Origin of the sequence: Tomitella cavernea, assembly GCF_016599145.1 — a bacterium.
Lineage (GTDB): Bacteria > Actinomycetota > Actinomycetes > Mycobacteriales > Mycobacteriaceae > Tomitella > Tomitella cavernae.
This window is the reverse complement of sequence record NZ_JAENKO010000038.1, coordinates 19,109-45,048: the sequence shown is the minus strand read 5'-3', so window position 1 is coordinate 45,048 and position 25,940 is coordinate 19,109. Positions and strand designations below refer to the sequence as shown.

The following is a 25,940-nucleotide window of genomic DNA, read 5'->3' as shown; positions in this document are numbered from 1 at the left end:
GGCCCTGCGCAGGGGTCGGCCCCCGCACCGGCCACCAACCCCGCGCACCGGTCCGGCGCCGAGCCGCCCCGGCGCAGCACGGCGGCACCGGCGGCGGGCTCAGAGACCCCCCGGCCCCGGTACCCGTGGGAGGAGCGCCCCACCGCGCCGCGCATGCGTGCGAACGGGGGCGACCCCGGCACCGGAGCGGCCCGCGAGCGGCCCGGCGCACATGCAGCGCCCGAAGACACTGCGCTGGAACCGGAATCGGCGGGGCACGGGCAGGACGAATCCGACGAGGCCACCGGCGGCAGGCACCTGCGTCCCGACGTCTCCGGCCAGGTCACCGTGGAGGAACTGCTGCGGCGCCACCGGAAGTAGCCTCGGCCGCCCCGCACCGGGCCGGATCGTGGCACACGTCGCAGGGCCGACCTGCGGTGGCGACCGCCACCGGCTGCACCCCCGGGCGATACGGTGGGTCCGTGGCCTCCTTCCGCGACATCCTCGCCCGCGGTGTCAAGAACCGTTGGATGCTCTACATCGCGAGCATGGCCGCTGCGAACGTCTTCGCGGGTGTGGTCGCCGCGGTGCTCCTGCTCTGGGTGCTGCCGATCCCGAGGGACGTGCTCAAACTCAACCGCGGCGACGTCATCTTCTACACCGCACTGATCTATCTCGTTGCCGGCGCCGTGATCAGCATCGGCACCGCCGTGGTGCTGCTGGGCCCGGTGGCGCGATGGCGTAGACGCGGAGGCCCTCCCACCGCCGCCGAACAGTCCTCCGTCATGCTCCTGCCGCTGCGCCAGGCGCTGGTGCACACGGTGGTGTGGCTGATCGGCGCCGTCGCCTTCATCGCCTACAACTACTCGGACACGCCGAACCTCGCAATCACCGGCGGCATCGTGCTGGCACTGGTCTCGGTGGGCACGTTCGGTGCCAGCTACATGCTGGGCGAGCGCATTCTGCGCCCCGTCGCCGCGCGGGCCCTGTCCGACGCCGAGTACGCCCCGCTGTACGCTCCGCCGATCAGCATGCGCTTGCTGCTCACTTGGGGGCTCGGCACGCTGGTGCCCACCATCGGCTTGCTCACCCTCGCCATCGGCCAGCTCACTGGCTGGGTCGACGCGAGCAGCACCACCTTCGCCGCGGCCGTCATCGCGATGTGCGTGCTCACCGGGCTGACGTCGCTCGTGCTCACGCTGCTCGCAAGTGCGCACCTGTCCGATCCGGTGCGGCAACTGCGGGCCGCGCTGCTCGACGTGCGCAACGATGTGCGCGGCGCAAGCGTCAACGTCTACGACGGCAGTGAGCTGGGCATGCTGCAGGTGGGCTTCAACCGCATGGTGACCGCGGTGGACGAACGGCGCAGGCTGCGCACGCTGTTCGGCAAGCACGTCGGCGACGACGTCGCGCGGCTGGCGCTGGAGAACGGCACCGAGCTCGGCGGGGAGACACGTTTCGTCGCCGTGCTGTTCGTCGACATGATCGCCTCCACCCGCATGGCCGCGGCCCGCCCGCCCACCGAGGTGGTCGACGTGCTCAACCGCTTCTTCGAGGTCATCGTGGAGGTGGTGCACCGGCAGGGCGGCTTCATCAACAAGTTCATCGGCGACGAGGTGTTCGCCGTGTTCGGCGCACCGCTGGAGATGCCGGATCCGTGCACGGCGACGCTGCAGGCGGCGCGCCGGATGCGCGCCGAACTGGTGGAACGCACCGGGATCGACGCGGGCATCGGCGTCTCGTCGGGCGTGTGCGTGGCCGGCAACGTGGGCGCCGCCGAACGGCTCGAATACACGGTGATCGGCGACGCCGTCAACGAGGCCGCGCGGCTCACCGAGCTTGCGAAGATCCATCCGTCACGGGTGTTCGCCTCGCAGCGCACCGTCACCGCGGCCTGCGCCGAGGAACGGAAGCACTGGACGGCGGGACGCAGCCTGGTGCTGCGCGGCCGCAGGATGCCGACCGAGATCGCGTACCCGGCGGACGCGCACGCCGCCGCGAACGGATCCGCCGATACGCGCGGATCCGCTGCGGTGGGCAGAGTCGCCGACAACGACGACCCGGGGCCCGCCACCGCGCCCCAATACCGGCCGCACCCGGGCGAAACCGGTTGAGCGGCTGCAGCACCGACGACGGCCGCGGGCATGACCCTCATCCGCCCCGTGCGAGCAGGCGTTCGGGGCCACGCCGGTGCCACCTGCGACACGGGCATTGCAGTGCGGGCAGATAGGCTGGGATGATGCCCGCCCGCGACTCTGCTGCGCCCGCAACCCGGCAGCGCCCCCGGTTCTGGTGGGTACGGTGGGTGCTCGGCGTCGGGCTCATAGCGTTGCTCACCGCGGAGGGCTTCTACCTGTGGCCGTCGCTGAACAATTCCTGGCACGCGCTCAGCGAGATCCACTGGGGCTGGGTGGCCGCATGCATCCTGGCCCAGGCCGCGTCGATGAGCAGTTTCGGGCGTGTGCAGAAGGTGCTGCTGGGCGCCGCGGGCGTGAAGATCAGCCAGCTCAAGTCGCTGGCCGTGATCTACGCCAGCACCGCGATGAGCCTCACTCTTCCCGCCGGCCAGGTGTTCTCCACCGCGTTCACGTACCGGCGCACCCGCCGGTGGGGCGCCAGCCCTGTGGTGGCGTCGTGGCAGGTCGCGATGTCCGGTGTGCTCGCCGCTGCGGGCCTCACCGTGCTGGGGGTGGGTGGTGCGCTGTTCGTCGGCACGGCGGTCAACCCGTTCACCGCCGTGTTCAGCGTGGTCGGACTGTTCGCGCTGGCGTACGCGGGCCGGTACGTGGCCAACCACCCGGATTCGCTCGAAGACCTCGGCCGGTGGGCGCTGCGCTGGTTCAACTGGGCACGGAGCAAACCCCGCGCCACCGGGATGGACCGCTGGCGCGGCATCATCGAGCAGCTCAAATACGTCCAGCTGGGCGCCAAGGACGGCGCGGTCGCCTTCGGCTGGTCGTTCTACAACTGGGTCGCGGACATCGCTTGCCTGGGGTTCGCCTGCTGGGCGGTGGGCGCGCATCCCAGCATCTCGTCGCTGGCCATCGCATACGCGGCCGCCAAGGCCGTGGGGGCGATCCCCGGCATGCCCGGCGGGCTCGTGTTCGTAGAGGGCACACTGATCGCGGCGCTCACCGCCGGCGGGCTCACGGGTGGCGAAGCGGTGGCCTCGGTGCTCGTCTACCGCATCGTCAGCTTCATCCTGGTCGCGATCGTCGGATGGATCATCTTCCTCGTCCTGTTCCGCACCCAGGACCACGAAGACCTCGCCGCCGACCGTGACCTGCGCGAACGCGAACTGGCCGAGCTCGAAGACGAGCGGTCCAGCACCCACGGCGTGAGCGCCGCCGCGCCGGAGTCCGACGAAGACGGCCCGCCCGGCCGCGCCGGAGAGGCCTCGCCCCGGGAGGGCGGCGGACCGTCCGCCGCTGCGGACGCATCCGGGGGTGCCGCAGCCGACGACGGGCTGCCCGCGGTCGACGACGGCCTGCTCGACTGGCCGCGTTCCGGTCGGCCCCCCGATCGCGCTCCGTACGACCGCCGCCACCCGAGCGCAAGGCTCCGCGACTGACGTCTCCCGCGCGCGGCGCCCGTCACCCCTTCTTGTGCGCCGCGTACCAGTCGATGAGTTCCGGCTCGTCCACCGCGGTCCGGTCGACGGCGGTGGCCGGGTCGGCGCCCAGCAGCAGCCGCTTCACCGGCACCTCGAGCTTTTTGCCGGTGCGCGCGTGCGGCACGCCGGGGGCCGCGATGACCTCGTCGGGCACGTGCCGCGGCGACGCTTTGTCGCGCACCGCCGCCTTGATCCGGCCGGCGAGGGCGTCGTCCAACTCGGCACCGTCGCGCAACACCACGAACAGCGGCATCCAGTATCCGCCGCCCGGCTGCTCCACGCCCAGCACCATCGCCTCGGCCACCTCGGGGATCGACTCGACGGCCTGGTAGATGTCAGCACTGCCCATTCGGATGCCGTTGCGGTTCAGCGTGGAATCGGAGCGCCCGTGGATCTCCACGCTGCCCCGTTCGGTGACGGTCACCCAGTCGCCGTGCCGCCACACGCCGGGGTAGGTGTCGAAGTACGCGTCGTGGTAGCGCGCGCCGTCCGGGTCGTTCCAGAAGCGCAAGGGCATCGACGGCATCGGCCGAGTGACCACCAGCTCCCCCACTTCGTCGACCACCGGCTCGCCCGAGGGGTCGAACGCGGCGAGCGCGACGCCGAGCAGGCGGCAAGACAGCTCCCCCGCCCACACCGGCACGTTCGGCGCGGCGCCGACGAAGGCGGTGACGACGTCCGTGCCGCCGCTGATCGAGTTGATCTGCACCCGCGCGCCCACCTCGTCGCGCAGCCACTCCGCGGACGACGCCGGCAGCGTCGCCCCCGTCACGCCCACCATGCGCAGCGCGGACAGGTCGTACTCGGCCGCGGGACGCGCGCCCGCCTTGATGCACGCGAGCACGTAGCCCGGGCTGGTGCCCAGGAACGTCACCGCGTTCTCGGCCGCCATCCGCCAGAGCCCGTCCGGGCCGGGATACGCCGGGCTGCCGTCGTAGGTGACGATGGTGGCGCCCGCCAGCAGACCCGCCACCTGGAAGTTCCACATCATCCAGCTGGGCGAGGTGAACCAGAAGAACGTCTCTCCGGGGCCCAGGTCCGAGTGCAGCACGCCCGCCTTGAGGTGCTCGAGTACCACCCCGCCGTGCCCGTGCACGATCCCCTTGGGCAGCCCGGTGGTGCCCGAGGAGAACACCACCCACAGCGGATGGTCGAAAGCCACCCGCTCGGTGACCAACACGTGCTCCCCCGCGGTGGCGGCGGCCCAGCCGACGACCTGGTCGCCGCCGGGAGCCAGCGAGGCCACCACGGTCTGCTCGTCGCCGCCGGAGCGCGCCACCAGCACCGTCAGCGTCAGGCCGGGCAGGCCCGCGCGCAGCTCGTCCACCGCGGCACGCTGATCACGCGGCTTGCCGCCGTAGTCGTACCCGTCGGCCGTGACGAGCACCGTCGGCTCCAGCTGCCCCAGCCGGTCCACCGCGGCGGGCGCCGAATAGTCCTGGCCGCACGCACCCCAGACGGCGCCGACGCTCGCGGCGGCGAGGAACGCGATCACCGTCTCGGAGATGTTCGGCAGGTACCCGACGACGCGGTCGCCGGGGCGCACACCGGCCTCGCGGAGCGTGTGCGCCAGCGCAGCCGTCCGCGAGCGCAACTCCGCCCAGGTGACCGCGCGCGCGGCGCGCCCCTCCGCCAGATCGAGAATCGCGGGACGGCCGGCGGCGTCCTGCGCGGCGCCGTGCCGGAACACCTGGTCGACGTAGTTGATGCGCGCATCCGGGAACCACACGGCCCCCGGCATGCGGTCCTCGGCCAGCGCGGGCCCCGGGTCGGTGTCGGAGGCGATGTCGAAGTAATCCCACACGGCCTGCCAGAACGCGCCCAGATTCGCCGTCGACCACTGCCACAGCCGGTCGTAGTCGGAGGCGTCGGTGGGCACGCCCGGGCCGTCCGGATTCTCCTGCCGGACCAGATCCGCGAACTCGACCATCGCGCTGCCCGCCACCGTGTCCGCGTCCGGTTCCCAGAGCATCGCCGCCGCGCTCCCGCTCGCCTTCGTCACTTTCGCCGCCCTCGCTTCGCTGTGGTCCGGGTCTCAGGAAAGGCTATCGCGCGCGACCTCCCCCACCGACGTGAGCCCGGCCAACCCCAAGGTCAGGTCGAACTCGGCGATGATGTTCGCCACCGCGTCGCGCGCGCCGTCGCGGCCGCCGAGCGCCAGACCGTACAGGTGCGGGCGGCCGACGGTCACCGCGTCGGCGCCCAGGGCGAGCGCCTTGAACACGTCGGCACCGCCGCGCACCCCGCTGTCCAGCAGCACGGCCGCCCGCCCGTCGACCACCGGGGCGATCACCTCAAGCGCGTCGAGCGACCCGATCGCCCCGTCCACCTGGCGACCCCCGTGGTTGGACACGATGATGCCGTCGAGGCCCTCGTCCATCGCCCGGCGCGCATCGTCCGGATGCAGCACGCCCTTGAGCAGCACCGGAAGCCGGGTGCGGCCGCGCAGCGTCGCGATGTCTTCCCAGCTCAACGACGGCCGCGAGTAGATGTCGAGGAACGTTTCCACCGCGGCCCGCGGCTCCGGCGAGCGCAGGTTGGCCGCCAGCGCGCCCGGGTAGCGGCGGCTCATCGCGATCAGCGACCGCACGGCGCCCCACGTCACCTCGACATCGGCCTTGCTCCCGGCCGCGGCGCGCACCCGGTCCTTGACGATGCGCACGAACCGCGGGTCCGAGGTGTACTGCGCGATGCCCTCACCACGCGCGAACGGCAGCGAGCCGATGTTGAGGTCCTGCGGCCGCCAACCCAGCATCGTCGTATCCAGGGTGACCACCAGCGCGTCGGCGCCGCTGCGCTCGGCCCGGCCGATGAGGCTGTCCACCAGCTGCTCGTCGGTGCTCCAGTACAGCTGGAACCAGTGCGGGGCGCCCCCGGGACCCGCCGCCCGGTCCTTCGCCGCGGCCGCGTCCTCCATCGGCGCGCAGCCCTGGTTGGAGAAGATGTAGGGCACGCCCAGCTCGGCCGCCGCCTCCGCGATCGCCACGTCCGCCTCGGGGTGCACCAGCTCGGCGGCGCCCACCGGGGCGAACAGCACCGGGGCCGGGATGCGGCGCCCGAACAGCTCCACCGACAGGTCGCGGCGCGAGACGTCCCGCAGCAGGCGCGGCACGATCCGATGCCGGTCGAACGCCGCACGGTTGGCGTCCATGGTGGTGCCCGCACCCGCGCCGCCCGCCACGTATGCCCAGGCCCGGCGCGACATCCTGCGCCGGGCCGCCTTCTCCAGGGCGGCGAAGTCGGTGGGGATCGCGGGCCGCCGGCCCAGCACCCCGTCCCGGTAGATGCGGTTCTGGCGCGTGCGGCCCGGCCCGGGCTCGGGAACTGTGTCTGTCATGCCCGCAGGATAATGGTCCGATGAGCGATTTCCGCCGCGACGGCGCACTCCGCCCGGACGCACCCTGCCCCTGCGGATTCGGCCCCCCGTATGCCGAATGCTGCGGGCGGTTTCACGGCGAGGACGGGGGCGCACCCGCAACGGCGCCCACCGCCGAGAAACTCATGCGCTCGCGGTACACGGCGTTCGTCGCGGGCCACGCCGACTATCTGCTGCGCACGTGGCATCCGGACACCCGGCCGCGGACGCTCACGCTCGACCCGGGCGTGCAGTGGACGCGGCTGACGATCGTCGCCACCACCGGCGGCGGGCTGCTGGAGCAGGCGGGCACAGTGGAGTTCGTGGCCCAGTACCACACCCGCGGGCCCGGCGGATCCTTCCAGCGGGGCCGGCAGCATGAGAACAGCCGGTTCGCCCGCGTCGACGGGGAGTGGGTGTACCAGGGCACGGTCTGAGGAGGTCCCCGCACCGGGCTCTGCCGCGCGCTCCCGATTCTCTGCGCCTGCTCAACAGCACGGACACACTCGGGGCCGCCGGATCGCCTGTACTGCCGAGTAGCCTCCTAGGCGAGCGGCACAGCGGCGAGACACTCCGTCAGCCCTCTGTCAGCCGTACATCCACCCACGCGTGCGGGGCATGCCGCTCTCGCCGCCCGGGCCCGGGCGCACCGCCAGCGTCTGGTTGAGCCCCAGTCGGTGCGGGTATTCGAAGCCGATGGCGCTGGCCGCCAGGTACATCAGCCAAGTCCGCGCACGCTCGGCCCCCACCAGCGTCACCGCCCGGTCCCACTGCGCGGTCAGGTTGGCCACCCAGGCCCGCAACGTCAGCGCGTAGTGCTCGCGCAGCGATTCCGCGTCGCGTACCTCGAAGCCGCCCCGCTCCAGCGCGTCGACAGTGGCACTGAGCGGCAGGATCTCCCCGTCGGGGAACACGTACCGGTCGATGAAGGTGCGCGCCGCCTTACGCCCAGAGGACACTACCCGCGCCCCGCCCTGCACACGCGCCCGCGCCGAGTGGCCGGGCGGTAGCGGCCGCACCGAGGAGATCTGGTGGTTGAGCAGCCGGCCGCCGTCGCGCAACAGGCCGAACAGGTCTTCCGCGTACACCGGCAAGTGATCGAGGCCCACGTGCTCGGCCATCCCGATGGAGCAGATCGCGTCGAACGGGCCGTCGCGGACCTCGCGGTAGTCCTGCAGACGGATCTCCACCAGGTCCTCGACGCCGGCCTCGGCGACCCTACGGCGTGCCAGGTCCACCTGCTCGTGGCTCACCGTCACTCCCACCACCCGCGCGCCGTGCTCACGCGCGGCGTGGATGGCCATGGCGCCCCAGCCGCAGCCCACGTCCAGCAGCCGCGTCCCTGGCCGCAGATCCAGCTTGCGGCTGATGTGCTCGCACTTGGCCCATTGGGCGTCGTCGACGGAGGTGCAGCCGTCCGCCCAGTACCCGCACGAATACATCATCGTCGGCCCCAGGAGCAGCCGATAGAACTCGTTGCCGATGTCGTAGTGCGAGGAGACGGTGACGGCGTCGCGATGCTCGCTGTGCCGCCCGCCCGCGCGCCTGCGCAGCTCCGTCGCGGGCGGCCGCGGCGGCGGGCCGACGACGCCGTGCCGGATCATGCGCGCGACGCCCCTGCGGATCGAACGCGAGTCGACCCCGCGCACGCCGTGACTGGAGACCCGCTCGATGATCTGCGGCATGTCCAGCAGGTCGAACACGCTGCCCTGCACCTCCAGGTCGCCGGAGACGTAGGCGCGGGCCAGGCCGAGCTCGCCGGGCGAGTAGAGGATGCGGCGCAGCGCGCGCCGATTGCGGAACACCACGCGCACCGGGGCGTCCGCCGGGCCGGCCTCGGAGCCGTCCCACGCGACGAGCCGCAACGGCAGCGGCGCTTTGAGCACGTCTTCGAACGTCGTCAGGATGCCCGCCGCTACCGAACCCACAAGGACGATTGTGCTCCGGCGGCGCCTCCTCCGGGGTGCTTCCGCGGATTCGGGCGCCGGCGCCGCAGCGGCATGAGCACGCGTGCGGGCCCGGTCACGTCCCGGCCCGCGCACTTAACCTGCCGCGGACCGGTCCCGTACCGTCTCGGGCATGTACAAGATCATGCTGGCGCTGCACCTGGTGTTCGCCATCTTCGCCATCGGCCCGCTGATCCACGCGACCACGACCGCCTCGCGCGGGCTGCGCACCGGGGACGCCGGTGCCGTCGCGACGTCGTCCAAGTCCACCCGGATCTACTCGTACGCGTCGTTCCTGGCGGTGATCTTCGGCTTCGGACTCATGTCGTCCAAGTACCCCTGGGACGATGAGACCGTCGCGTCGTTCTCCGAGCCGTGGATCTGGATCTCGCTGATCCTGTGGTTCGTGGCCATCGTCATCGCGCTCATCGTGGTGGTCCCCGCGCTCGACTCCGCCGTCGAGAAGCTCAAGGCAGGTGAATCCGCGTCGGCACTGATCGGCAAGGTGGCGGGTTCCGGCGGCGTCATCGCCCTGCTGTTCCTGGCGACCGTATTCCTGATGGTCTACAAGCCGGGCGCGTAAGCCGAGAGATCAATACGGCCAGCTCGGCACCGCAGGCAGGTCCTCGCGGGTGGGCCGCCCGATCAGCCAGGCGAGCAGTTCCGCCTCGGGCAGGTCGGGCGTCTCGCCGTCCCAGCCGGTGCCGGGCAGCGCGGGCAGTTCAGTGGCCAGGGTGTGCGCGACGAACGCGGCCGACCAGTCGGCGGGGGTGTACCCCAGACCCAGGTCCACGTGATGGATCTCCAGCTCGCGCCACCGCAGCACCGGGATCATCCGGGCCGGCACCGTGTGCTTCCAGTGGATGTCCGTGTCCAGCGATGCTCCGTCGATGCTCCCCATCGTCCGGGCCGCCCGCGCACCGGAGAACTCCAGGTCCGCCCGCAGCAGCTCCGCCGGCCGGTCGGCGCCCTCCTCGATCGCCGACGCCCGCGCATCCGGCCCGCCCGGATACATCGCCGGCGCGGGACGGCCGTCGACGACCCCACGCGCGAACCGCCACATCGCATCCGCATTGCGCGCCAGGTGCGTCACCACATGCCCCCGCGTCCACCCCGGCAGCAGCGACGGCTCCCGCGCCTGCTGATCGGTCATGCCGGCGAGGGTGGCCTGCAGCCGCTCCCCCGACGCGCGCACCTCGTCGACCAGTCCCTCGTAGTCGTCGCCCATGCACCGAGACTAGCGCCGAGTCAGCCGTTCTCCGGTGCCCGAGCCCGGCCGGAGCACCGGAGAGCCACCAACGCGGCGGAGCGCCAGCTGTGCCTCTTCCGCTCCACCGGCGAACTCGATACGTTTCAATGGGCGGGCGGACACCCGCCCAGATCAACACAGCCGCAGTCCCAGCCGCAGTCCTAGCCACAGCCCCAGCCACAGTCGCAGCCACAGCCGCACCCCGCCCGCACCACTGCACGCCGGACCCGCCCGACCCCGAGGAGCGCAGATGACCCAAGACGCCGACGTGATCGTGGTGGGAGCCGGCCTGGCCGGGCTCGTCGCCGCCTACGAGCTCACCCGCGCCGGGCGCAAGGTCCTGGTGGTGGACCAAGAGAACGAGGCCAATCTGGGAGGGCAGGCGTTCTGGTCGCTCGGCGGGATCTTCCTGGTGAACAGCCCGGAGCAGCGGCGCATGGGCATCAAGGATTCCTACGACCTGGCGCTGCAGGACTGGAGCGGCTCAGCCGGGTTCGACCGTGACGATCAGGACCACTGGCCGCGGCAGTGGGCGCAGGCCTACGTGCAGTTCGCGGCGGGCGAGAAGCGTGCCTACATGCACGACCTGGGCATGCGGTTCATGCCCACGGTCGGCTGGGCGGAGCGCGGGCGCGGCACCGCCCTGGACCACGGCAACTCGGTGCCCCGCTTCCACATCTCGTGGGGCACCGGCCCGGAGGTGGTGCGCATCTTCGCCGAACCGGTGATGGCGGCGGCCAAGAGGGGGCTGGTCGCCTTCCGGCACCGGCACCAGGTGGACGAGGTGATCGTCGAGGGCGGCACTGCGGTGGGCGTGCGCGGCACCGTGCTGTCACCGTCCACCGAGTCCCGGGGCGTCAAGTCCAACCGGGACCGGGCCGGGGAGTTCGAGCTGCGGGCGCAGGCGGTGGTGGTGACCTCCGGCGGCATCGGCGGCAACCAGGAGCTGGTGCGCAAGAACTGGCCCGTGGACCGGCTGGGGCGCATGCCGCAGAACATGATCTGCGGGGTTCCCGCGCACGTCGACGGCCGCATGCTGGAGATCACCGAGAACGCGGGCGGCAGCATCGTCAACCGCGACCGCATGTGGCACTACACAGAGGGCATCGTCAACTGGGACCCCATCTGGCCGGACCACGGCATCCGCATCATCCCCGGGCCCTCGTCACTATGGCTCGACGCCGAGGGCCGGCGGCTGCCGACGCCGCTGTTCCCCGGGTTCGACACGCTCGGCACCCTCAAGCACATTCTGGGCACGGGGCACGACCACACGTGGTTCATCCTCACGCAGTCGATCATCGAGAAGGAGTTCGCGCTCTCGGGCTCCGAGCAGAACCCCGACATGACCGGCAAGGACCTCAAGCTGCTGCTGGGACGCGTGGGCAAGGGCGCGCCGGGCCCGGTGGACAGCTTCATGCGCTACGGGGAGGACTTCGTGGTGCGCGACGACCTGCGCTCTCTCGTCGACGGCATGAACGCCATCGGCTCGGGCCCCACGCTCGACTACGCGCAGGTGGAGCGCGAGGTGCTGGCCCGCGACCGCGAGCTCGACAACACCTACTCGAAGGACCTGCAGCTCATGGCCGTACGCAACGCGCGCAGTTACCTGGCGGACAAGGTCACCCGGGTGGCCAGGCCGCACAAGCTGCTCGACCCGGCCCACGGCCCGCTCATCGCGGTGCGGCTGCACCTGCTCACCCGCAAGACGCTGGGTGGCCTTGAGACCAACCTCGATTCGCAGGTCATGCGGCCCGACGGTACCGCGTTCGACGGGCTCTACGCGGCCGGGGAGGTCGCCGGGTTCGGCGGCGGCGGCATGCACGGATACAACGCGCTGGAGGGGACGTTCCTGGGTGGATGCATCTTCTCCGGCCGGGCGGCGGGCCGGGCGCTGGCACGCGACCTGGGATAGCGGCAGTGCCCCCGCACCCAGAGTTGTCTACCCCGAGGACGCTACTCCGTAGTCCGGGTACACCTGCGCCGCCGATTCATCCTTGTCCTGATGAGTAGCCGCGGAAGAGGCGGTGGGCACGCGTAAGGGAGCGCCGCTCACTACCCCGGCAGCCAGGCCCCGTGCAGCCCCGCCGGCACCCGGTGCGGCAGCCGCACGCGGGCGCGTGGGCCCGCGTGCGGCTCCTCGCCGTCGAACACGTAGAACCAGCTGGTCCGGTCACTGCGATCGGTGACGATGGAGCCCCAGTAGTGCGCGCCGTCGCCGGCGGGCAGATGCACGGGCTCGCCGAACGACAGCGCCGCGTCGCCCCACGTGACGCCCGCACCCGTGTCGAGGTCGTACCACCTGAGCAGGTCCGCGTCGCCGCCGACGAGGTCCGATCCGGCACTCTCGCCCACCGTCGCCACCTGACGGTGCGGGCGCCCGATGAGGCGGTCGTCGATGCGCGGGAACTCCATGGTCCCGTCGGCCAGCTCGGTGCGCGTCATCCGCCCCGTCGCCGGGTCCAGCACCGCCCGCACCAGGGTGCTGGCGGCCGGTTCCTGCGCTCCGATCACGACCCCCGGGTGATCCCACTGGACGTAGTCCAGCACCACGGTGCCGTCGCCGGCGTCGTACGCGTTGGCGGTGTGCCACATCCAGAACGCCTCGTCGGAGCACCAGCGCACCGGCGCGCCGTCGCGGGGGATGAGCGCGATCCGCGCTCCCATTCGCGGACGCCATTGCAGCACGGATCCGCCCGTCATCGCTGCGCCGATGTCGAACACCAGCGGGCACACCGGCACCACGAGGTATGTCGCGGTGAGGGCCATGTCGTGGATCATCACGGGGACGTCGAGCCCGTCCACCGCCGTCACCGGCCGCGTGGGGACGCCGTCCCGCCCGATCGCCGTCCACGTGAGGTACGGCGCCTCGAGCGAGTAGCAGAACGAGAACATCTCCCCCGTCGCCGGATCCACCTTGGGGTGCGCGGTGAGCCCGGCCGGCACCACTCCGTCGAAGGTCTCCTTGCACACCGTGCGCAGGTCGGCCGGGTCGAGGCGGAACGGCGGGGCCGACTCGGCGAGGGCCAGCAGCCGCCCGCCGTGCCGGACCACGTTGATGTCCGGCAGGTCGCGGTCGCTGTAGGCCAGGTCGTCGCCCACCACTTCGGGCCCGGGCCGATACAGCGTCATGATTCCGGGCCACAGCGCGCGCCCCGCCGCCTCCTCCGCCACCAGGGCCGGGGTGCGCACGAAGGCGTTGCGGTAACGCGCGCCGGCCCCGTCGAGTTCGATGCGGTGCACCATCGCGTCGCCGTCGATGGGGTACAGGTACGACCCGATGGGGTCGAAGCGCATATTGGGGCCGTTGCGCAGGTAGCTGCCGCGCAGCGTTGTGGGCAGCTCGCCCTGCACCTCGAGCTCCGCGGAGTCGATCTCGGCACGCTGCGGCTCGAAAACCCCCCGCAGGTGCGGGTTCGTGGCCGGGTCCACCGGGGAGGGCAACTCGTCGAATGCGGTCATCGTCTCTCCTCGAAAGGTGCCGTCCGGCGACGTCGGCTCCGATTATGCGCGTGCAACGGCGCCGTCACGCGGGTTCCGGCGAATCCGCGGCGGGCAATTGTCCCACTGATCACCTACCGGCCGCCCGCTGGACACCAGTCCGGCCTAGCATGACGCGACGGACCGGAATTCCGACGAACCCTCACGACCCCGGGAGCAGCGCGTGCGATTCACCTTTGCCGATGCCATGACGAACCCCCAGTACTACGTGCCTCTGGCGCAGGCCGCCGAGGACGCGGGCTACCACTCGTTCGCCGTCGCGGACAGCATCTGCTACCCCGAGGTCTCCGACTCCACCTACCCCTACACCCCGGACGGCAGCCGCGAGTTCCTGGAGAACAAGCCGTTCATCGAGGCGTTCATCCTCATCACCGCGATGGCGCAGGCCACCGAGCGGATCCGGTTCGTGCCGTTCGTGCTCAAGCTGCCGGTGCGTCCCCCCGTGCTCGTCGCCAAGCAGGCCGCGTCCATCGCCGCCCTCTACGACAACCGCCTGAGCCTGGGCGTGGGCCTGAGCCCGTGGCCCGAGGACTTCGACGTGATGGGCGTGCCGTTCCCCAAGCGCGGCAAGCGCATGAACGAGGCCATGCGGATCATCAGGGGGCTGACCTCCGGCGGGTACTTCGAGCACCACGGCGAGATCTACGACCTGCAGTCGATCAAGATCAACCCGGTGCCCAGCAAACCGGTCCCGATGCTGGTCGGCGGCCACAGCGACGCCGCGCTGCGCCGCGCGGTGCGCCTGGGCGACGGCTGGATGCACGCCGGCGGCGAGACCGACGAGCTCGACGAGATCCTCACCCGCCTGGCCACCGTGCGCAAGGCGGAGGGCAAGGAGGGCGATCCGTTCGAGATCCACGTGGCCTCCATCGACGCGTTCTCCGTGGACGGCGTCAAGCGGCTCGAGGACAAGGGCGTGACCGACGTGACGGTCGGATTCCGGATGCCTTACCAGATGGAGCAGGATACCCAGCCGCTGGAGGAGAAGATCACGGCGCTGCGGAAATTCTCCGACAAGGTCATCAGCAAGTGCGACTGACCTCCCTCCCGGTGGGACCGACGTGAACCATCCCACCGGTCCGGGCGTGGCGGGCGCCGCGCGCAGCCGTTAGCTTGGGTGTATGCAAATGCAAGCATTGCAGGTCCGCGAGCTGGTGCGCCGGCCGGTCCTGGCCTACGCGGCCAAGCTCATGCTTGCACACCTCATCGGCGGCATCGTGGTGTTCCTCCTGGTTTTGGAGGTGCTGCCGCTGCCCACCGGCGTCACGCCCCTGCGGCTCGACCGCGCCAACGCCGTCGTCTTCTTCGTCTTCATGCCGATCGCGGCCGTGATGCTCCTGGGCGGCGGGCTCATCGCGGGCCGGCCCATCCTGGCGTGGACGGCGCGCGGCGGACCGCCCACCCCACGGGAGCGGCGCGCCACCCTGCGCCAGCCGATGCGCCAGCTCACCGTGCAGGTGGCCACCTGGGCCGTCGGCCTCGTCGTTTTCCTGGCCACCAATCTGCAGGGCGGCACGCAACTGGTCACGCTGGTGACGGTGACCATCACGATGGGCGCCACCACCGCCTGCGCAATCGCCTACGTGATGGGGGAACGGGAGCTGCGCGGCCTGGTCGCGCTGGCCGCCGCATCCGACCCGGACGCCACCTGGCGCACATCCGGCGTGAAAACCCGCGTGATGGTGATCTGGGCGCTCAGCACCGCCATGCCGGTATTCGGCATCGTGCTGCTGGCGTTCCCCGAGGCCGCCGGCCTCAGCGACCGGCAGACCGGCCCCATCGGCTCGGCGGTGTTCGTGCTGGGGGTCCTGGCGATCGCCGTCGGCGGCGTCGGCATGCTCTACGTCGTGCGCTCCATCGCCGACCCGGTCCGGCAGGTCAGCGACGCCATGCGGGAGGTGGAGAACGGGTCCACCCATGCGCGGGTGAGCGTGTACGACGGCTCGGAGATCGGCAAGTTGCAGGCCGGCTTCAACCGCATGGTGGCCGGGCTGGCCGAGCGCGAGCTGGTACGCGACCTGCTGAGCAAGCACGTCGGCGAGGACGTCGCGCGGCACGCGGTGGAGCAGGGCACCGCGTTGGGCGGCGAGATCGACGACGTCGCCGTGCTGTTCACCGACATCATCGGCTCCACCGGGCTGGCCACCGTGCACCGGCCTGAAGACGTGGTGGGCATGCTCAACGATTTCTTCCGCGTGGCCGTCGACGTGGTGGACCGCAACGGCGGGTTCATCAACAAGTTCGAGGGCGACGCGGCGCTCGCGATCTTCGGCACCCCCGAGCACCTGGACGACCCCGCCGGCGCCGCCCTGCGCGCCGCCCGCGAGCTGCGCACCGAGATCATGCGGCTCGGCATCGCCGACGCGGGCATCGGCGTGTCCTCCGGCCCCGTCGTCGCCGGATACGTGGGGGCATCGAACCGCTACGAGTACACCGTGATCGGCGACCCCGTCAACGAAGCGGCCCGGCTCACCGACCTGGCGAAGAAGCGCCCGGGCCGGGTCCTGGCATCGCAGCGCACCATCGACGCCGCGGGCCCGTCGGAGCAGTCGCACTGGCGCCTGCGCGAGCGGGTGCTGCTGCGCGGACGCGGGGCGAGGACCCGGCTGGCGACGCCGCGGCGCACGTCGTACCCGCCGGACCTCGTCGGGCTGCAGGTGCGGTAACGCCCCCGTGCCGCGCTCAGCCGGCCCCGCCGCCGAGTCAGCCGCCGCGCTTGAGAAGTTCGCGCACCCGGCGGACCACGCGGCCGAGGAAACGCTGGATCGCCTCGGTCTGCCGACGGTTGCGCTCGGCGATCATCCACTCCTCGGCGAGCATCGCCTGCTGCGTCTCCTTGCTGTGCCCCGGCGCCCACTTGGGCCCGCCGCCTCCGATCCCGCCACCCATCACCACTGCCCTCGCCCCTTCGCTCGACCGTCCCCCCAACCGTCGCAGACGCCGTCACCGTACCGCCCGCATCCCTCCTCACCCTGTGCCCACGGTGGCGTTGGTCACTGGGGGATTACATCGGCACTCGATCCGGTTAGCCTTGTTGAAACGTCAATCATTGCGGAGGAAACAAACCATGACGACATCCGTTCGCGACTCGGGACTGACCGCCGGCACCTGGAACCTCGACCCCGTCCACTCCAGCATCGGCTTCAGCGTCCGGCACATGATGGTGAGCAAGGTCCGCGGGAAATTCGACGAGTTCACCGGCCAGATCACCATCAGCGATGAGGGCGAGGCCACCGTGGTGGCCGACATCAACGTCGGCTCCATCAACACCGGAAACGACCAGCGCGACGCGCACGTGCGCTCGGCCGACTACTTCGAGGTCGAGACCCACCCCGTCGCCGCTTTCCGCTCCACCGGCATCCGCGCCAAGGGCGGCGCGCACGTGCTCACCGGCGAGTTCACGCTCCGCGGCGTCACCAAGCCCATCGAGATGGACCTGGAGCTCACCGGCGTCAACCCGGGCACCGGCGACGGCCCCGTAGCAGGCTTCGAAGCGTCGACGGTCCTCAACCGCAAGGACTTCGGCATCACGCTCGACATGCCGCTCGACGGCGGCGGCGCCGCAGTGGGCGACAAGATCACGATCAGCATCGACGCCCAGGCCCGGCTGGCCGCCTGACCGGACCCCGACCCTCGCGGGCGGGAGTTCCCATCGGCCCCCGACACCGCCTGCGCGCGGCCCCGGCACCCCGGCGGCCGCGCGCAGGCGTCCCGCCGGCGCAACGCCGTCACCGGCTACGGTGGTGCCCGTGAGCGACGACGGAGCACGCACCGGCACTGCGACGCCCGACGGCAAGACCCCGCGGGGCGCCGTCGTCACTCCGGCGGTCGTGGCCGTCACCGCGGTGACGGACGCATGGCTCGTCATCCTGTTCGCCGCGATCGGCCGCCAATCGCACGACGAGACGAACGGCGTCGTCGGCACGCTGACCACCGCATGGCCGTTCCTCGTCGGCCTCGCCGTCGGCTGGGTTGTGGTGTACGCCCTGTCCCGCCGCGCCGGACGCACCGTGCGCCCCCAGCGCGCCTGGCCAGCCGGCGTCACCGTGTGGGTCGCGACGGTCCTGTGCGGAATGCTGCTGCGCGCGGCCACCGGAGAGGGCACCGCGTTCGCCTTCGTCATCGTGGCGACGCTGTTCAACCTGCTCACGCTGGTGGGCTGGCGGCTGCTGGCGCAGCTCGTCGCGGCGCGCCGACGGTAGATACGCGCGCAGCACTGGGACGGCTGCCAGGCTGGACCCCATGACCTCCACTCCCCCCGCGCCGGAGCAGGACACCCGCGAGGCCCGCAGGGACCGCGCCTTCTTCGGACAGCCGCTGGCGCTGACCAACCTGTTCGGCGTCGAGATGTGGGAACGGTTCTCGTTCTACGGCATGCAGGGGATCCTGCTGATCTACCTGTACTACCAGACCACCGACGGCGGATTGGGGATCTCGGAGCACACGGCCACCGGGATAGTCGGCGCCTACGGCGGCATGGTCTACATCTCGACTATCGTCGGCGGGTGGATCGCGGACAGGGTCCTCGGCGGCGAACGCACGCTGTTCTACAGCGCCATCCTGGTCATGGGCGGCCACATCGCCCTGTCGGTGCTGCCGGGCCTGCTCGGGGTGGGCGTCGGCCTGGTGCTGGTGGCGTTCGGCAGCGGCGGCGTCAAGGCCACGGCCACCTCCCTCGTCGGCGACCTCTACGACGAGCACGACGAGCGGCGCGACGCCGGATTCTCGCTGTTCTACATGGGCATCAACATCGGCGGGCTCGTCGGCCCCCTGCTCACCGGGCTGCTGCGCGACAATGCCGGCTTCCACTGGGGCTTCGGGCTCGCCGCCATCGGCATGGCGCTGGGACTGATCCAGTACACGGTGTTCCGACGCAACCTGCACGGCGTCGGCGCCCGGCCCAGCGACCCGCTCAGCCGCAACCAGCGGCTCGCTTACGCCGGGGGCGCGGTCGCCGTCATCGTCATCGTCGCCGTCCTCTCCGTCACCGGGGTCGTCACCGCCGACAGGCTCTCGGACATCGTCGTCGGCATCGCCGCTGCGGCCACTCTCCTGTACTTCCTCGTCATCCTCACCAGCCGCCAGGTCACCCACGTCGAGCGCCGACGCGTGATCGCGTTCATGCCGATGTTCATCGCCTCGGTCGTGTTCTGGTCGCTGTTCCAGCAGATCTTCACAGTGCTGACGATCTACAGCGACAAGCGGCTCGACCGCAACCTGTTCGGCTGGGAGTTCCCGGTGTCCTGGGTGCAGTCGATCGAACCCGTGTGGGTGGTCGTCGGCGCCGGCGCCTTCGCCGCGATGTGGACGAAGATGGGCGACCGGCAGCCCGCCACCCCCATCAAGTTCGCGCTGGGCACCGGCGGCATGGGCGTCGCCTTCCTGCTGTTCCTGCTCATGCCGGCGGGCCAGAACACCGCGCCAGTGTGGGGACTCGTGCTCATCCTCGGCGTCTTCGCGACCTCCGAGCTCATGCTCTCCCCCGTCGGCCTGTCGCTGGCCACCAAGCTCGCACCCCGGGCATTCCACACGCAGATGGTGGCACTGTTCTTCCTCTCGGTGGCGCTCGGCACTGCGCTATCAGGCACTCTGGCCCGCTACTACGACGAGGACAACGAAGCGCCGTACTTCGCCACACTGGGGCTCGTCGCCGTGGCCGTCGGCATGGTGCTGGCGGTCGCCTCGCCAGGGATCAAGAAGCTCATGAGCGGGGTGAAGTAGGGCGGGTCTTCCCCGCCGTGGCGTTCGAAGTTCGAACGCCACGGCGGTTTCGCGCCCGAAGTTCGAACGTAACGCCACGTCGCGCCCGTAACTGTGCCATCGGGTTCGTAACTTCGCACTGGATGGGGCAACTACGGGCGCGATGCACCACCGCGTTCGAACTTCGAGCGTGACGTGACTGTCGCCCCTGAAGTTCGAGCGCGACGGCGGAGCTCTCGCGACCGCGCCCGAACTTCGGGCGCGGCGGCGGTGCAGCGGCCCCGGAGTCCGAGCCCCCGACGCACGCCGCACCCTTGAAAGTTGCTCGGCCAAGGAATACGGTGACCTCACTTAGTTGTTCGGCTAAGTAGTAGCGTTGACTTCGACTGGAAGACGATTTCCATGACCACCGCATTCGATCCGATCGACCTCGGGGGACGGACCCTGCGCAACCGCATCGCCATGGCGCCCATGACCCGCAGCCGCGCCTACGGCGACCGCAACAGCCCCACCACGGACGTGGCGCTCTACTACGCGCAGCGCGCCGGAGCCGGCCTGATCGTGACCGAGGGGACCCAGCCGAGCGTCATCGGCCAGGGCTATCCGTACACCCCCGGGTTGCACGATGACGTGCAGGTACGCGCGTGGCGGCGCGTCACCGAGGCGGTGCACGGCCGTGGCGGGACCATCTTCGCGCAGCTGATGCACACCGGCCGCGTCGGCCACCCCTCCACATTCCCGACGCCGCAGCGTCCCGTCGGTCCCTCGTCGGTGCAGGCGGCGGGGCAGGTGTTCACCAGCGGCGGGATGCAGGACTTCGTCGAACCGCGGCGGCTCACTGCAGCGGAGGTGGAGGGCACGATCGAGGACTTCGCGCTCGCCGCCCGCAACGCCATGGCAGCGGGGTTCGACGGCGTCGAGCTGCACGGGGCGAACGGATACCTGCTGCACCAGTTCCTGTCGACGAACGCCAATCGGCGCACCGACCGGTGGGGCGGTACGGCCGTGAACAGGGCGCGCATGGTGATCGAAACGACGCGGGCCGTCGCCGAGGCGATCGGCGCGCCGCACACGGCGCTGCGACTCTCGCCCGCCAATCCGCTCAACGACATCGACGAAGACGACCACCGGCAGGTATACCCGCTGATCCTGCAGGCCCTCGACGGTCGGGGCCTCGCATACCTGCACATCCTCGAATCCGTCGACCGGGATCTCACGCCGGAACTGCGGCGGTCCTGGAGCGGGCCTTTCATGCTCAATCCGGCCACTCCGGGAGGACGCACCGGTCCGGAACATCTCGCACTGATCGACAGCGGCGCCGCGGACCTGGTGTCGTTCGGGCAGGCCTTCATCGCGAACCCGGATCTCCCCGCGCGGCTGCGCGCCGGCGCCCCGCTGGCCGTCCCGGACATGTCCAAGGCCTACGCCGGCGACCACCACGGCTACACCACTTACCCGGCGATGACGGATGCGGCCGCCGCGACAGTCGCCGCCGTCTGACCCCGCACGCCCCCAGGAAGGACAGGCACGCCATGACCACACAGAGCGACACGAACGGACGCATCGTCCTGGTGACCGGAGCCGGCGGCGGCGTCGGCGCAGCACTGGTCCGCAGGTTCCTCGACAACGGCGACACGGTCGTGGGCACCGACCGCTCCGCAGATGCCTTGTCGGCCCTCGAGACCGACATGGCCGCGGGCCCGGCGCTCGTCACCATCGCCGGCGACATCACCGATGGCGACGACGTCGACGCGCTCGCCGCGACGGTCCGACGGGCCGGCGGCGGCCGCCTCGACGTCCTCGTCAACTGCGCCGGATACTTCCCGTTCCACTCCTTCACCGACACCACGCCCGCACTGTGGCGCAACGTGATCGAGGTGAACCTGACCGGCTACTACCTCGTGACGCACACGATGCTCCCGCTGATGACGGGACACGGCAGGGGCCGCATCATCAACTTCGGCTCCGCATCGATGTTCCCCGGAGTGGCGGGGCAGGTGCACTATGTCTCCGCGAAATCGGGGCTGATGGGCTTCACCCGCAGCCTGGCACGCGAGGTGGGCGACGCCGGCATCACCGTCAACATGGTCACGCCCGGCGTCACCATGACGGGCCCCGTCCGCGAGAATTTCGCGCCGGAACTCATCGAGTCGCAGCGCGACGGGCGCGCGATCAAGCGGGACCAGCAGCCCGGCGACCTCGTCGGCCCGGTGTTCTTCCTCGCCTCACCCGACGCCGATTTCATCACCGGCCAGACCCTCAACGTCGACGGCGGGATGTTCATGAACTGACCCCCGCGACGGAGCCGATCCTGACAGAGAGGAGTGGAGAATGGCCGCAGCCCCGCTCGGCGACGACGACCCGGTGCGCGACCTGGCCGTCGCCCGCCCGGATTCCGACGAGGAGTTGCCGCACTACGGTGTCGTCGGCGATGACTACACGATCCTGCTCACCGGCGAGGAGACTGACGGGCGCTACGCGCTGATCGACATGCTCGTCCCGCCGGGCGGGGGCCCGCCGCCACCTGGGGGGTGCCCTTGCCCACCCGCACAGCGTTGCCGCGCCTGGACGAGGATGAGTCCCGACGGCGGCTGCAGACAGCCGTGGGTCTGGGTCCGCAGTATCGGATCGAGAACCTCGAGACGACGGAATGAGACGAGAGGGTCAGGATGGACGACGGGGCTGAGCAGCCGGGACGACGGGATGGGAAGGTCCGGCACTCGAACGGACCGGCCGATACGCCCGGAACCTCGGCCGGCGAGGGCAGCGACGACGTCCTCGCCCGGCTCGCGCCGGTCAGCCACGCGATCTTCCGCGTCGCACGGCTGCACAAGACGCTGGCCGGGCAGCTCTTGCGGGACGTCGGCATGTACCCCAACCAGGAACTCGTCATGATGCGTCTGTGGGCCGAGGGGCCGCAGCGCCAGGTCGACCTCGTACGCATGCTGGAGTCCGAGGCCCCCACCATCACCCGCACGATCAAACGCCTCGAGAAGGCCGGGCTGGTGCGCACGTCGCGGAGCCCCGAAGACGGCCGCGTCGTCATCGTCGAGGCGACCGGGCAGAGCCGAGCGCTGCGGGTCGAGGTCGAACGGGCCTGGTCCACACTCGAAGCCTCGACCACGGGCGAGTGGGCCGCAGCCGAGCGCATCTCCGCGCTCGAAGCTCTCGCCGCCCTGGAAGCGAACCTCACCGGGGCACAGATCGCGCGGAGCGGCGAAGACGCCACCGCGCAGGAGACCCCGGACGCGGTCGCCGACCGGACGGGCAGGCGATCGTGATCGGCACCGGCACCGGAGTGTCCACCGGTCGAGGACGTACGAGACGGGCCCTGCGGTGGGCGGCCGTCGCGGGAACGGCCCTGTTGCTCACCATCTGTGTCGCACTCGCCGCGAGCTTCGTCCACCACCGCATTGCGCTGGATCGCGAGGATTCGCTGATGGATCCGCCGGGCACGATGGTCTCAGTCGACGGCCATCGGATGCACGTCTACACCGAGGGCGGCGAAGGGGCGGCGCCGGATGCGCCCACCCTCGTATTCCTCGCCGGCGGGGGAACCGCGTCGCCGGTCCTGGACTTCACGCCGCTGTTCTCGCGGCTGTCGGGCGACTACCGGATCGCGGTCGTCGAGCGACTGGGGTACGGGTACAGCGATGTCGCGGATGAACCGCGGGACGTGGACACGGTCCTGAGCGAGACGCGGCAGGCCCTCGTCGAGGCCGGTGTGCACGGCCCGTACGTCCTGCTCCCCCACTCGATGTCCGGGCTGACCGCGATCCGCTGGGCGCAGGTGCGGCCGGAGGAAGTGGCGGGGATCGTCGGGCTCGACGCGGCGGTTCCTCAATCCTATTCCGACATCACGATACCGAACAGCCTTCTGCTGCATGCCTTCTCGGTGGTGGCGAAGCTCGGCTTGACGCGGCTGGTCCCGTCGTTCGCCGACGGCCGTCCGGCGATCGCCTCGGGCGGGCTGAGCGCCGAGGATGAGGAGGTCTACCGGGCGATCCTGTACCGGCGCACCGAGACCACGCCGATGATCCGCGAGATCGAGGCTGTCAAGGAGAATGCCGAGAAGGTCGGGGCCGCACCGCCGCCGCAGGTGCCGATGCTGTTCTTCACCTCGAACGGTGAGGGGACCGGCATCGACACGGACACCTGGCGCGGGTATCAACGCGCGTTCTTGGACACGGTGCACGACAGCCGCCAGGTGATCCTGAACTCCGGACACTACGTCCACGACTACGAGACCGACACCATCGCCCACGCCGCCCGGAACTTCCTCGACGGCCTCGACGACCCCCCGCACTGAGACAGAGAGAGGGCGGTGCGGGGCCGGCCGGCCCCGCACCCCGTCCACCCCCGCTCCGGCCGGCGCCCCTCAGGTCAGGATCAGCACCCCGCCCAGCGACAGAGCCGCGACGAAGACCGTCTGCACCAGGGCGAGAACGAACGGCTTGGGCCCCACCTTTTTCATCGTCGCCACCCGCACGCCGGTGCCGAGCGCGAACATCGCGGCCGTGAGCAGCGCGGTCTCGACGGTCTTGCCCACCGAGAGCACCGGGTCGGGCAGGATCCCCGTCGAGCTGATCGCCACGAACACGATGAACATCACGACGAACAGCGGCACCAGCGGCGGGCGCTTCACCGCCGCAGGCGCATCGCCCGTCACGTCGTCGCCGGCCCCCGAGCCCGCATCTCCGGCGGCGGCCCGCGCCCGGTCGGCCCGCCGGCGCATGAGCCCGATGGCCGTGAGCACGGGGGCGAGCATGAGCACGCGTCCCAGCTTGACGACGACCGCCACGGCCAGCGCGCCGCCGCCGATCGCCCCGCCGGCCGCCACCACCTGGGCCACCTCGTGGATCGAGGCGCCCGCCCACAGGCCACCCTGCTCGTCGGTGATCCCGGTCAGGTCGGTGAGCAGCGGAATCGCCAGGATCATGAGCGTGCCGAAGATGACGACGAGCGCGATGGCGGTGATCGTCTCTTCTTCCTCCGCGTCGACGACGCCGTCGGCCGCGGCCACTGCGGCTGCACCGCAGATCGAGAACCCGCAGGCGATCAGCAGGCGCTGGGTCCAGGTGAGCCCCAGCAGCTTCCCCGCCCACATCCCGAACACGATGCCCAGGCCGACGACCGCCACGATGAGCCCGATGACACCCCAGCCCAGGTCGAAGATGTCCCCGACCACCAGTTGCAGCCCCAGCAGGGCGACACCGACGCGCAGCAGCCGCTTGGCCGAGAAGGTCAGGCCCGGCTCGATGCGCTGCGGCAGCGGGACCACGTTGGCGATCACTGCGCCCAGGACGATGGCGATGAGCAGGGGGCTCACCGTCGGGGTGAACCGGCCGATGAGCATCGCCAGGCCGGTGCACACCGCCACGACGGCGAGCCCGGGCAGCGCGTCACGGCCCCACGCCGCGAGGCGCTGCGCCACGGGCGGTTTGCCCTCGCCCGTCCGGTCGGCGCGCACGGCGCTCGGGCCCGTGCTGCGCGTGGCGTCCGCCGGCTCGCGGCCCCCGGTATCCACATCTGCTTGCGTCATGCCACCAGGTTGCTGCGGATCCGCCCCCTCCAGTAGCCCCCAAACCTGGATGAGCACATATCGTTGAAGCATGACTTAACGTCGAGGCATACGATCGACGCATGACGCAGGAGTGGCCCGACCTCACGGTGCTCGAGCTTCTCGTCGGCATCGACGACCTCGGCAGCCTGGGCGCGTCCGCGCGCCGCATCGGAATGGCCCAGCCCAATGCGACGCGCCGGCTTCGCGGGCTCGAGACACGGCTGGGCCTGCCCCTGCTGGACCGCAACCCACGCGGTTCCCGGCTCACGCCCCAGGGCACGGTGATCGCGCACTGGGCCCGCGAGCTGCTGGCCGACGCGGAGCGGCTGCTCGATGCCGCGTCCGCCCTGCGCGGCGAGCGCGAATCCGAACTGGGCATCGGCGCGTCGATGACCGTCGCCGAGCACCTGGTGCCGTCGTGGCTGGGGGCATTCCGCGAACAGCACCCCGACGTGCGCGTCCACCTGCGCGTGCAGAACTCCACGGAGGTGGCGGCGGCGGTACTCGCGGGCGAGCACGACGTCGGCTTCATCGAGTCGCCACACGTCGCCAAGGGGCTGCACACGACGGTGGTCGGCCAGGACCGGCTCACCGTGATCGTGCACCCGGATCACCGGTGGGCCCGGCTGCGCCGGCCGCTCACGGTCACCGAGCTGGCCGCGGCCCCGCTGGTGGTGCGCGAGGCCGGCTCGGGCACACGCACGACGCTGGACGTCGCGCTCGCCGACTTCCCGCGGCCCGCCCCGCTGCTGGAGCTGGGCAGCAGCGCGGCCGTGCGCACCAGCGTGCTCGCGGGCGTGGGCCCCGCGGTCCTGTCGACACTGGCCACCGCGCCGTGGATCGCCAGCGGCGTGCTGCACGAGGTCCAGGTGCAGGACCTGGACTTGCGCCGGACGCTGCGCGCGGTGTGGCGCTCGCCGCGCACCCTCGGCGGCCCCGCCGGCGACCTGGTCAATCAGGCCCGGCGGTCACGGCTGCCCCAATACCTGCCCGAACACTGAGCACCTTCCCCAGCACCGGAGGCCGGCCCGGGCATT

21 protein-coding genes and 2 pseudogenes are annotated in these 25,940 nt (G+C 71.2%); 16 read left to right on the top strand and 7 right to left on the bottom strand.

What is annotated here, in order from left to right; translation table 11 throughout:
- The 3 genes and pseudogenes from JJ683_RS18745 to JJ683_RS13335 all read left to right on the top strand — a co-directional run.
- A pseudogene (locus tag JJ683_RS18745) lies at positions 1-360 on the top strand (hypothetical protein); the annotation flags it as partial.
- A 101-nt stretch (positions 361-461) separates the two neighbouring features.
- Entirely contained in the window at positions 462-2,093 is a 1,632-nt protein-coding gene (locus JJ683_RS13340) for an adenylate/guanylate cyclase domain-containing protein (RefSeq protein ID WP_307810918.1), read from the top strand.
- 122 nt (positions 2,094-2,215) lie between these two features.
- Positions 2,216-3,316, top strand: a pseudogene (locus JJ683_RS13335) (lysylphosphatidylglycerol synthase transmembrane domain-containing protein); the annotation flags it as partial.
- 256 nt (positions 3,317-3,572) lie between these two features.
- Here the strand turns inward: JJ683_RS13335 and JJ683_RS13330 are convergent.
- Both JJ683_RS13330 and JJ683_RS13325 read right to left on the bottom strand, forming a co-directional pair.
- The gene (locus JJ683_RS13330; protein ID WP_200174809.1) at positions 3,573-5,564 is read right to left on the bottom strand and encodes an acetoacetate--CoA ligase; all 1,992 of its coding nucleotides are present in this window, start codon (positions 5,562-5,564) and stop codon (positions 3,573-3,575) included.
- 63 nt (positions 5,565-5,627) lie between these two features.
- Entirely contained in the window at positions 5,628-6,929 is a 1,302-nt protein-coding gene (locus JJ683_RS13325; RefSeq protein ID WP_200174793.1) for an alpha-hydroxy-acid oxidizing protein, read from the bottom strand.
- A gap of 20 nt (positions 6,930-6,949) precedes the next feature.
- Here JJ683_RS13325 and JJ683_RS13320 point away from each other — a divergent pair, with 20 nt between their 5' ends.
- The gene (locus tag JJ683_RS13320) at positions 6,950-7,384 is read left to right on the top strand and encodes a YchJ family protein (protein ID WP_200174791.1); all 435 of its coding nucleotides are present in this window, start codon (positions 6,950-6,952) and stop codon (positions 7,382-7,384) included.
- A 150-nt stretch (positions 7,385-7,534) separates the two neighbouring features.
- On the opposite strand, the gene JJ683_RS13315 is transcribed toward JJ683_RS13320, so the two are convergent.
- Positions 7,535-8,875, bottom strand: coding sequence for a class I SAM-dependent methyltransferase (locus tag JJ683_RS13315; RefSeq protein ID WP_200174789.1), 1,341 nt, complete (start codon positions 8,873-8,875; stop codon positions 7,535-7,537).
- A gap of 151 nt (positions 8,876-9,026) precedes the next feature.
- Between JJ683_RS13315 and JJ683_RS13310 the strand changes: the two genes are divergently transcribed.
- Positions 9,027-9,476 carry a DUF2269 family protein gene (locus JJ683_RS13310; RefSeq protein ID WP_200174787.1) on the top strand — a complete coding sequence of 150 codons (450 nt, stop codon included), beginning with the start codon at positions 9,027-9,029 and terminating at the stop codon, positions 9,474-9,476.
- A gap of 9 nt (positions 9,477-9,485) precedes the next feature.
- On the opposite strand, the gene JJ683_RS13305 is transcribed toward JJ683_RS13310, so the two are convergent.
- Positions 9,486-10,121 (bottom strand): maleylpyruvate isomerase N-terminal domain-containing protein, encoded by a 636-nt coding sequence (locus tag JJ683_RS13305; protein WP_200174784.1) that lies wholly within the window; start codon positions 10,119-10,121, stop codon positions 9,486-9,488.
- Between the two features lie 271 nt (positions 10,122-10,392).
- Between JJ683_RS13305 and JJ683_RS13300 the strand changes: the two genes are divergently transcribed.
- Positions 10,393-12,054, top strand: a complete 1,662-nt coding sequence (locus JJ683_RS13300) for an FAD-binding dehydrogenase (protein WP_200174783.1) — start codon at positions 10,393-10,395, stop codon at positions 12,052-12,054.
- Positions 12,055-12,194: 140 nt separating this feature from the next.
- Here the strand turns inward: JJ683_RS13300 and JJ683_RS13295 are convergent, their stop codons facing one another.
- Positions 12,195-13,601, bottom strand: a complete 1,407-nt coding sequence (locus JJ683_RS13295) for a carotenoid oxygenase family protein (RefSeq protein ID WP_200174782.1) — start codon at positions 13,599-13,601, stop codon at positions 12,195-12,197.
- Positions 13,602-13,803: 202 nt separating this feature from the next.
- On the opposite strand from JJ683_RS13295, the gene JJ683_RS13290 reads away from it, so the two are divergent.
- Positions 13,804-14,679 carry a TIGR03619 family F420-dependent LLM class oxidoreductase gene (locus JJ683_RS13290; protein ID WP_200174781.1) on the top strand — a complete coding sequence of 292 codons (876 nt, stop codon included), beginning with the start codon at positions 13,804-13,806 and terminating at the stop codon, positions 14,677-14,679.
- Between the two features lie 82 nt (positions 14,680-14,761).
- Positions 14,762-16,306 carry an adenylate/guanylate cyclase domain-containing protein gene (locus JJ683_RS13285; protein WP_207280208.1) on the top strand — a complete coding sequence of 515 codons (1,545 nt, stop codon included), beginning with the start codon at positions 14,762-14,764 and terminating at the stop codon, positions 16,304-16,306.
- A gap of 37 nt (positions 16,307-16,343) precedes the next feature.
- Here JJ683_RS13285 and JJ683_RS13280 read toward each other — a convergent pair whose 3' ends face one another.
- Positions 16,344-16,535 carry a hypothetical protein gene (locus JJ683_RS13280; RefSeq protein ID WP_200174778.1) on the bottom strand — a complete coding sequence of 64 codons (192 nt, stop codon included), beginning with the start codon at positions 16,533-16,535 and terminating at the stop codon, positions 16,344-16,346.
- A gap of 172 nt (positions 16,536-16,707) precedes the next feature.
- Here JJ683_RS13280 and JJ683_RS13275 point away from each other — a divergent pair, with 172 nt between their 5' ends.
- The 7 genes from JJ683_RS13275 to JJ683_RS13245 all read left to right on the top strand — a co-directional run bounded on the left by JJ683_RS13275 (position 16,708) and on the right by JJ683_RS13245 (position 23,649).
- Positions 16,708-17,259, top strand: coding sequence for a YceI family protein (locus JJ683_RS13275; RefSeq protein WP_200174776.1), 552 nt, complete (start codon positions 16,708-16,710; stop codon positions 17,257-17,259).
- Positions 17,260-17,389: 130 nt separating this feature from the next.
- A complete protein-coding gene (locus tag JJ683_RS13270) occupies positions 17,390-17,842 on the top strand; it encodes a DUF3054 domain-containing protein (protein ID WP_307810916.1) in 453 nt (150 codons plus the stop codon).
- 40 nt (positions 17,843-17,882) lie between these two features.
- Entirely contained in the window at positions 17,883-19,361 is a 1,479-nt protein-coding gene (locus JJ683_RS13265) for a peptide MFS transporter (protein WP_200174774.1), read from the top strand.
- 381 nt (positions 19,362-19,742) lie between these two features.
- Positions 19,743-20,840, top strand: a complete 1,098-nt coding sequence (locus JJ683_RS13260; RefSeq protein WP_200174773.1) for an alkene reductase — start codon at positions 19,743-19,745, stop codon at positions 20,838-20,840.
- Between the two features lie 32 nt (positions 20,841-20,872).
- The gene (locus JJ683_RS13255) at positions 20,873-21,631 is read left to right on the top strand and encodes an SDR family NAD(P)-dependent oxidoreductase (RefSeq protein WP_200174772.1); all 759 of its coding nucleotides are present in this window, start codon (positions 20,873-20,875) and stop codon (positions 21,629-21,631) included.
- 378 nt (positions 21,632-22,009) lie between these two features.
- Positions 22,010-22,621, top strand: coding sequence for a MarR family winged helix-turn-helix transcriptional regulator (locus JJ683_RS13250; RefSeq protein ID WP_200174771.1), 612 nt, complete (start codon positions 22,010-22,012; stop codon positions 22,619-22,621).
- Between the two features lie 83 nt (positions 22,622-22,704).
- Positions 22,705-23,649, top strand: a complete 945-nt coding sequence (locus tag JJ683_RS13245; protein ID WP_200174770.1) for an alpha/beta fold hydrolase — start codon at positions 22,705-22,707, stop codon at positions 23,647-23,649.
- Positions 23,650-23,718: 69 nt separating this feature from the next.
- Here JJ683_RS13245 and JJ683_RS13240 read toward each other — a convergent pair whose 3' ends face one another.
- On the bottom strand, positions 23,719-24,882 hold the full coding sequence (locus JJ683_RS13240) for a YeiH family protein (RefSeq protein WP_200174769.1): 1,164 nt from the start codon (positions 24,880-24,882) through the stop codon (positions 23,719-23,721).
- 101 nt (positions 24,883-24,983) lie between these two features.
- Here JJ683_RS13240 and JJ683_RS13235 point away from each other — a divergent pair, with 101 nt between their 5' ends.
- Positions 24,984-25,904, top strand: a complete 921-nt coding sequence (locus tag JJ683_RS13235; protein ID WP_200174767.1) for a LysR family transcriptional regulator — start codon at positions 24,984-24,986, stop codon at positions 25,902-25,904.
- Positions 25,905-25,940: the final 36 nt, after the last annotated feature.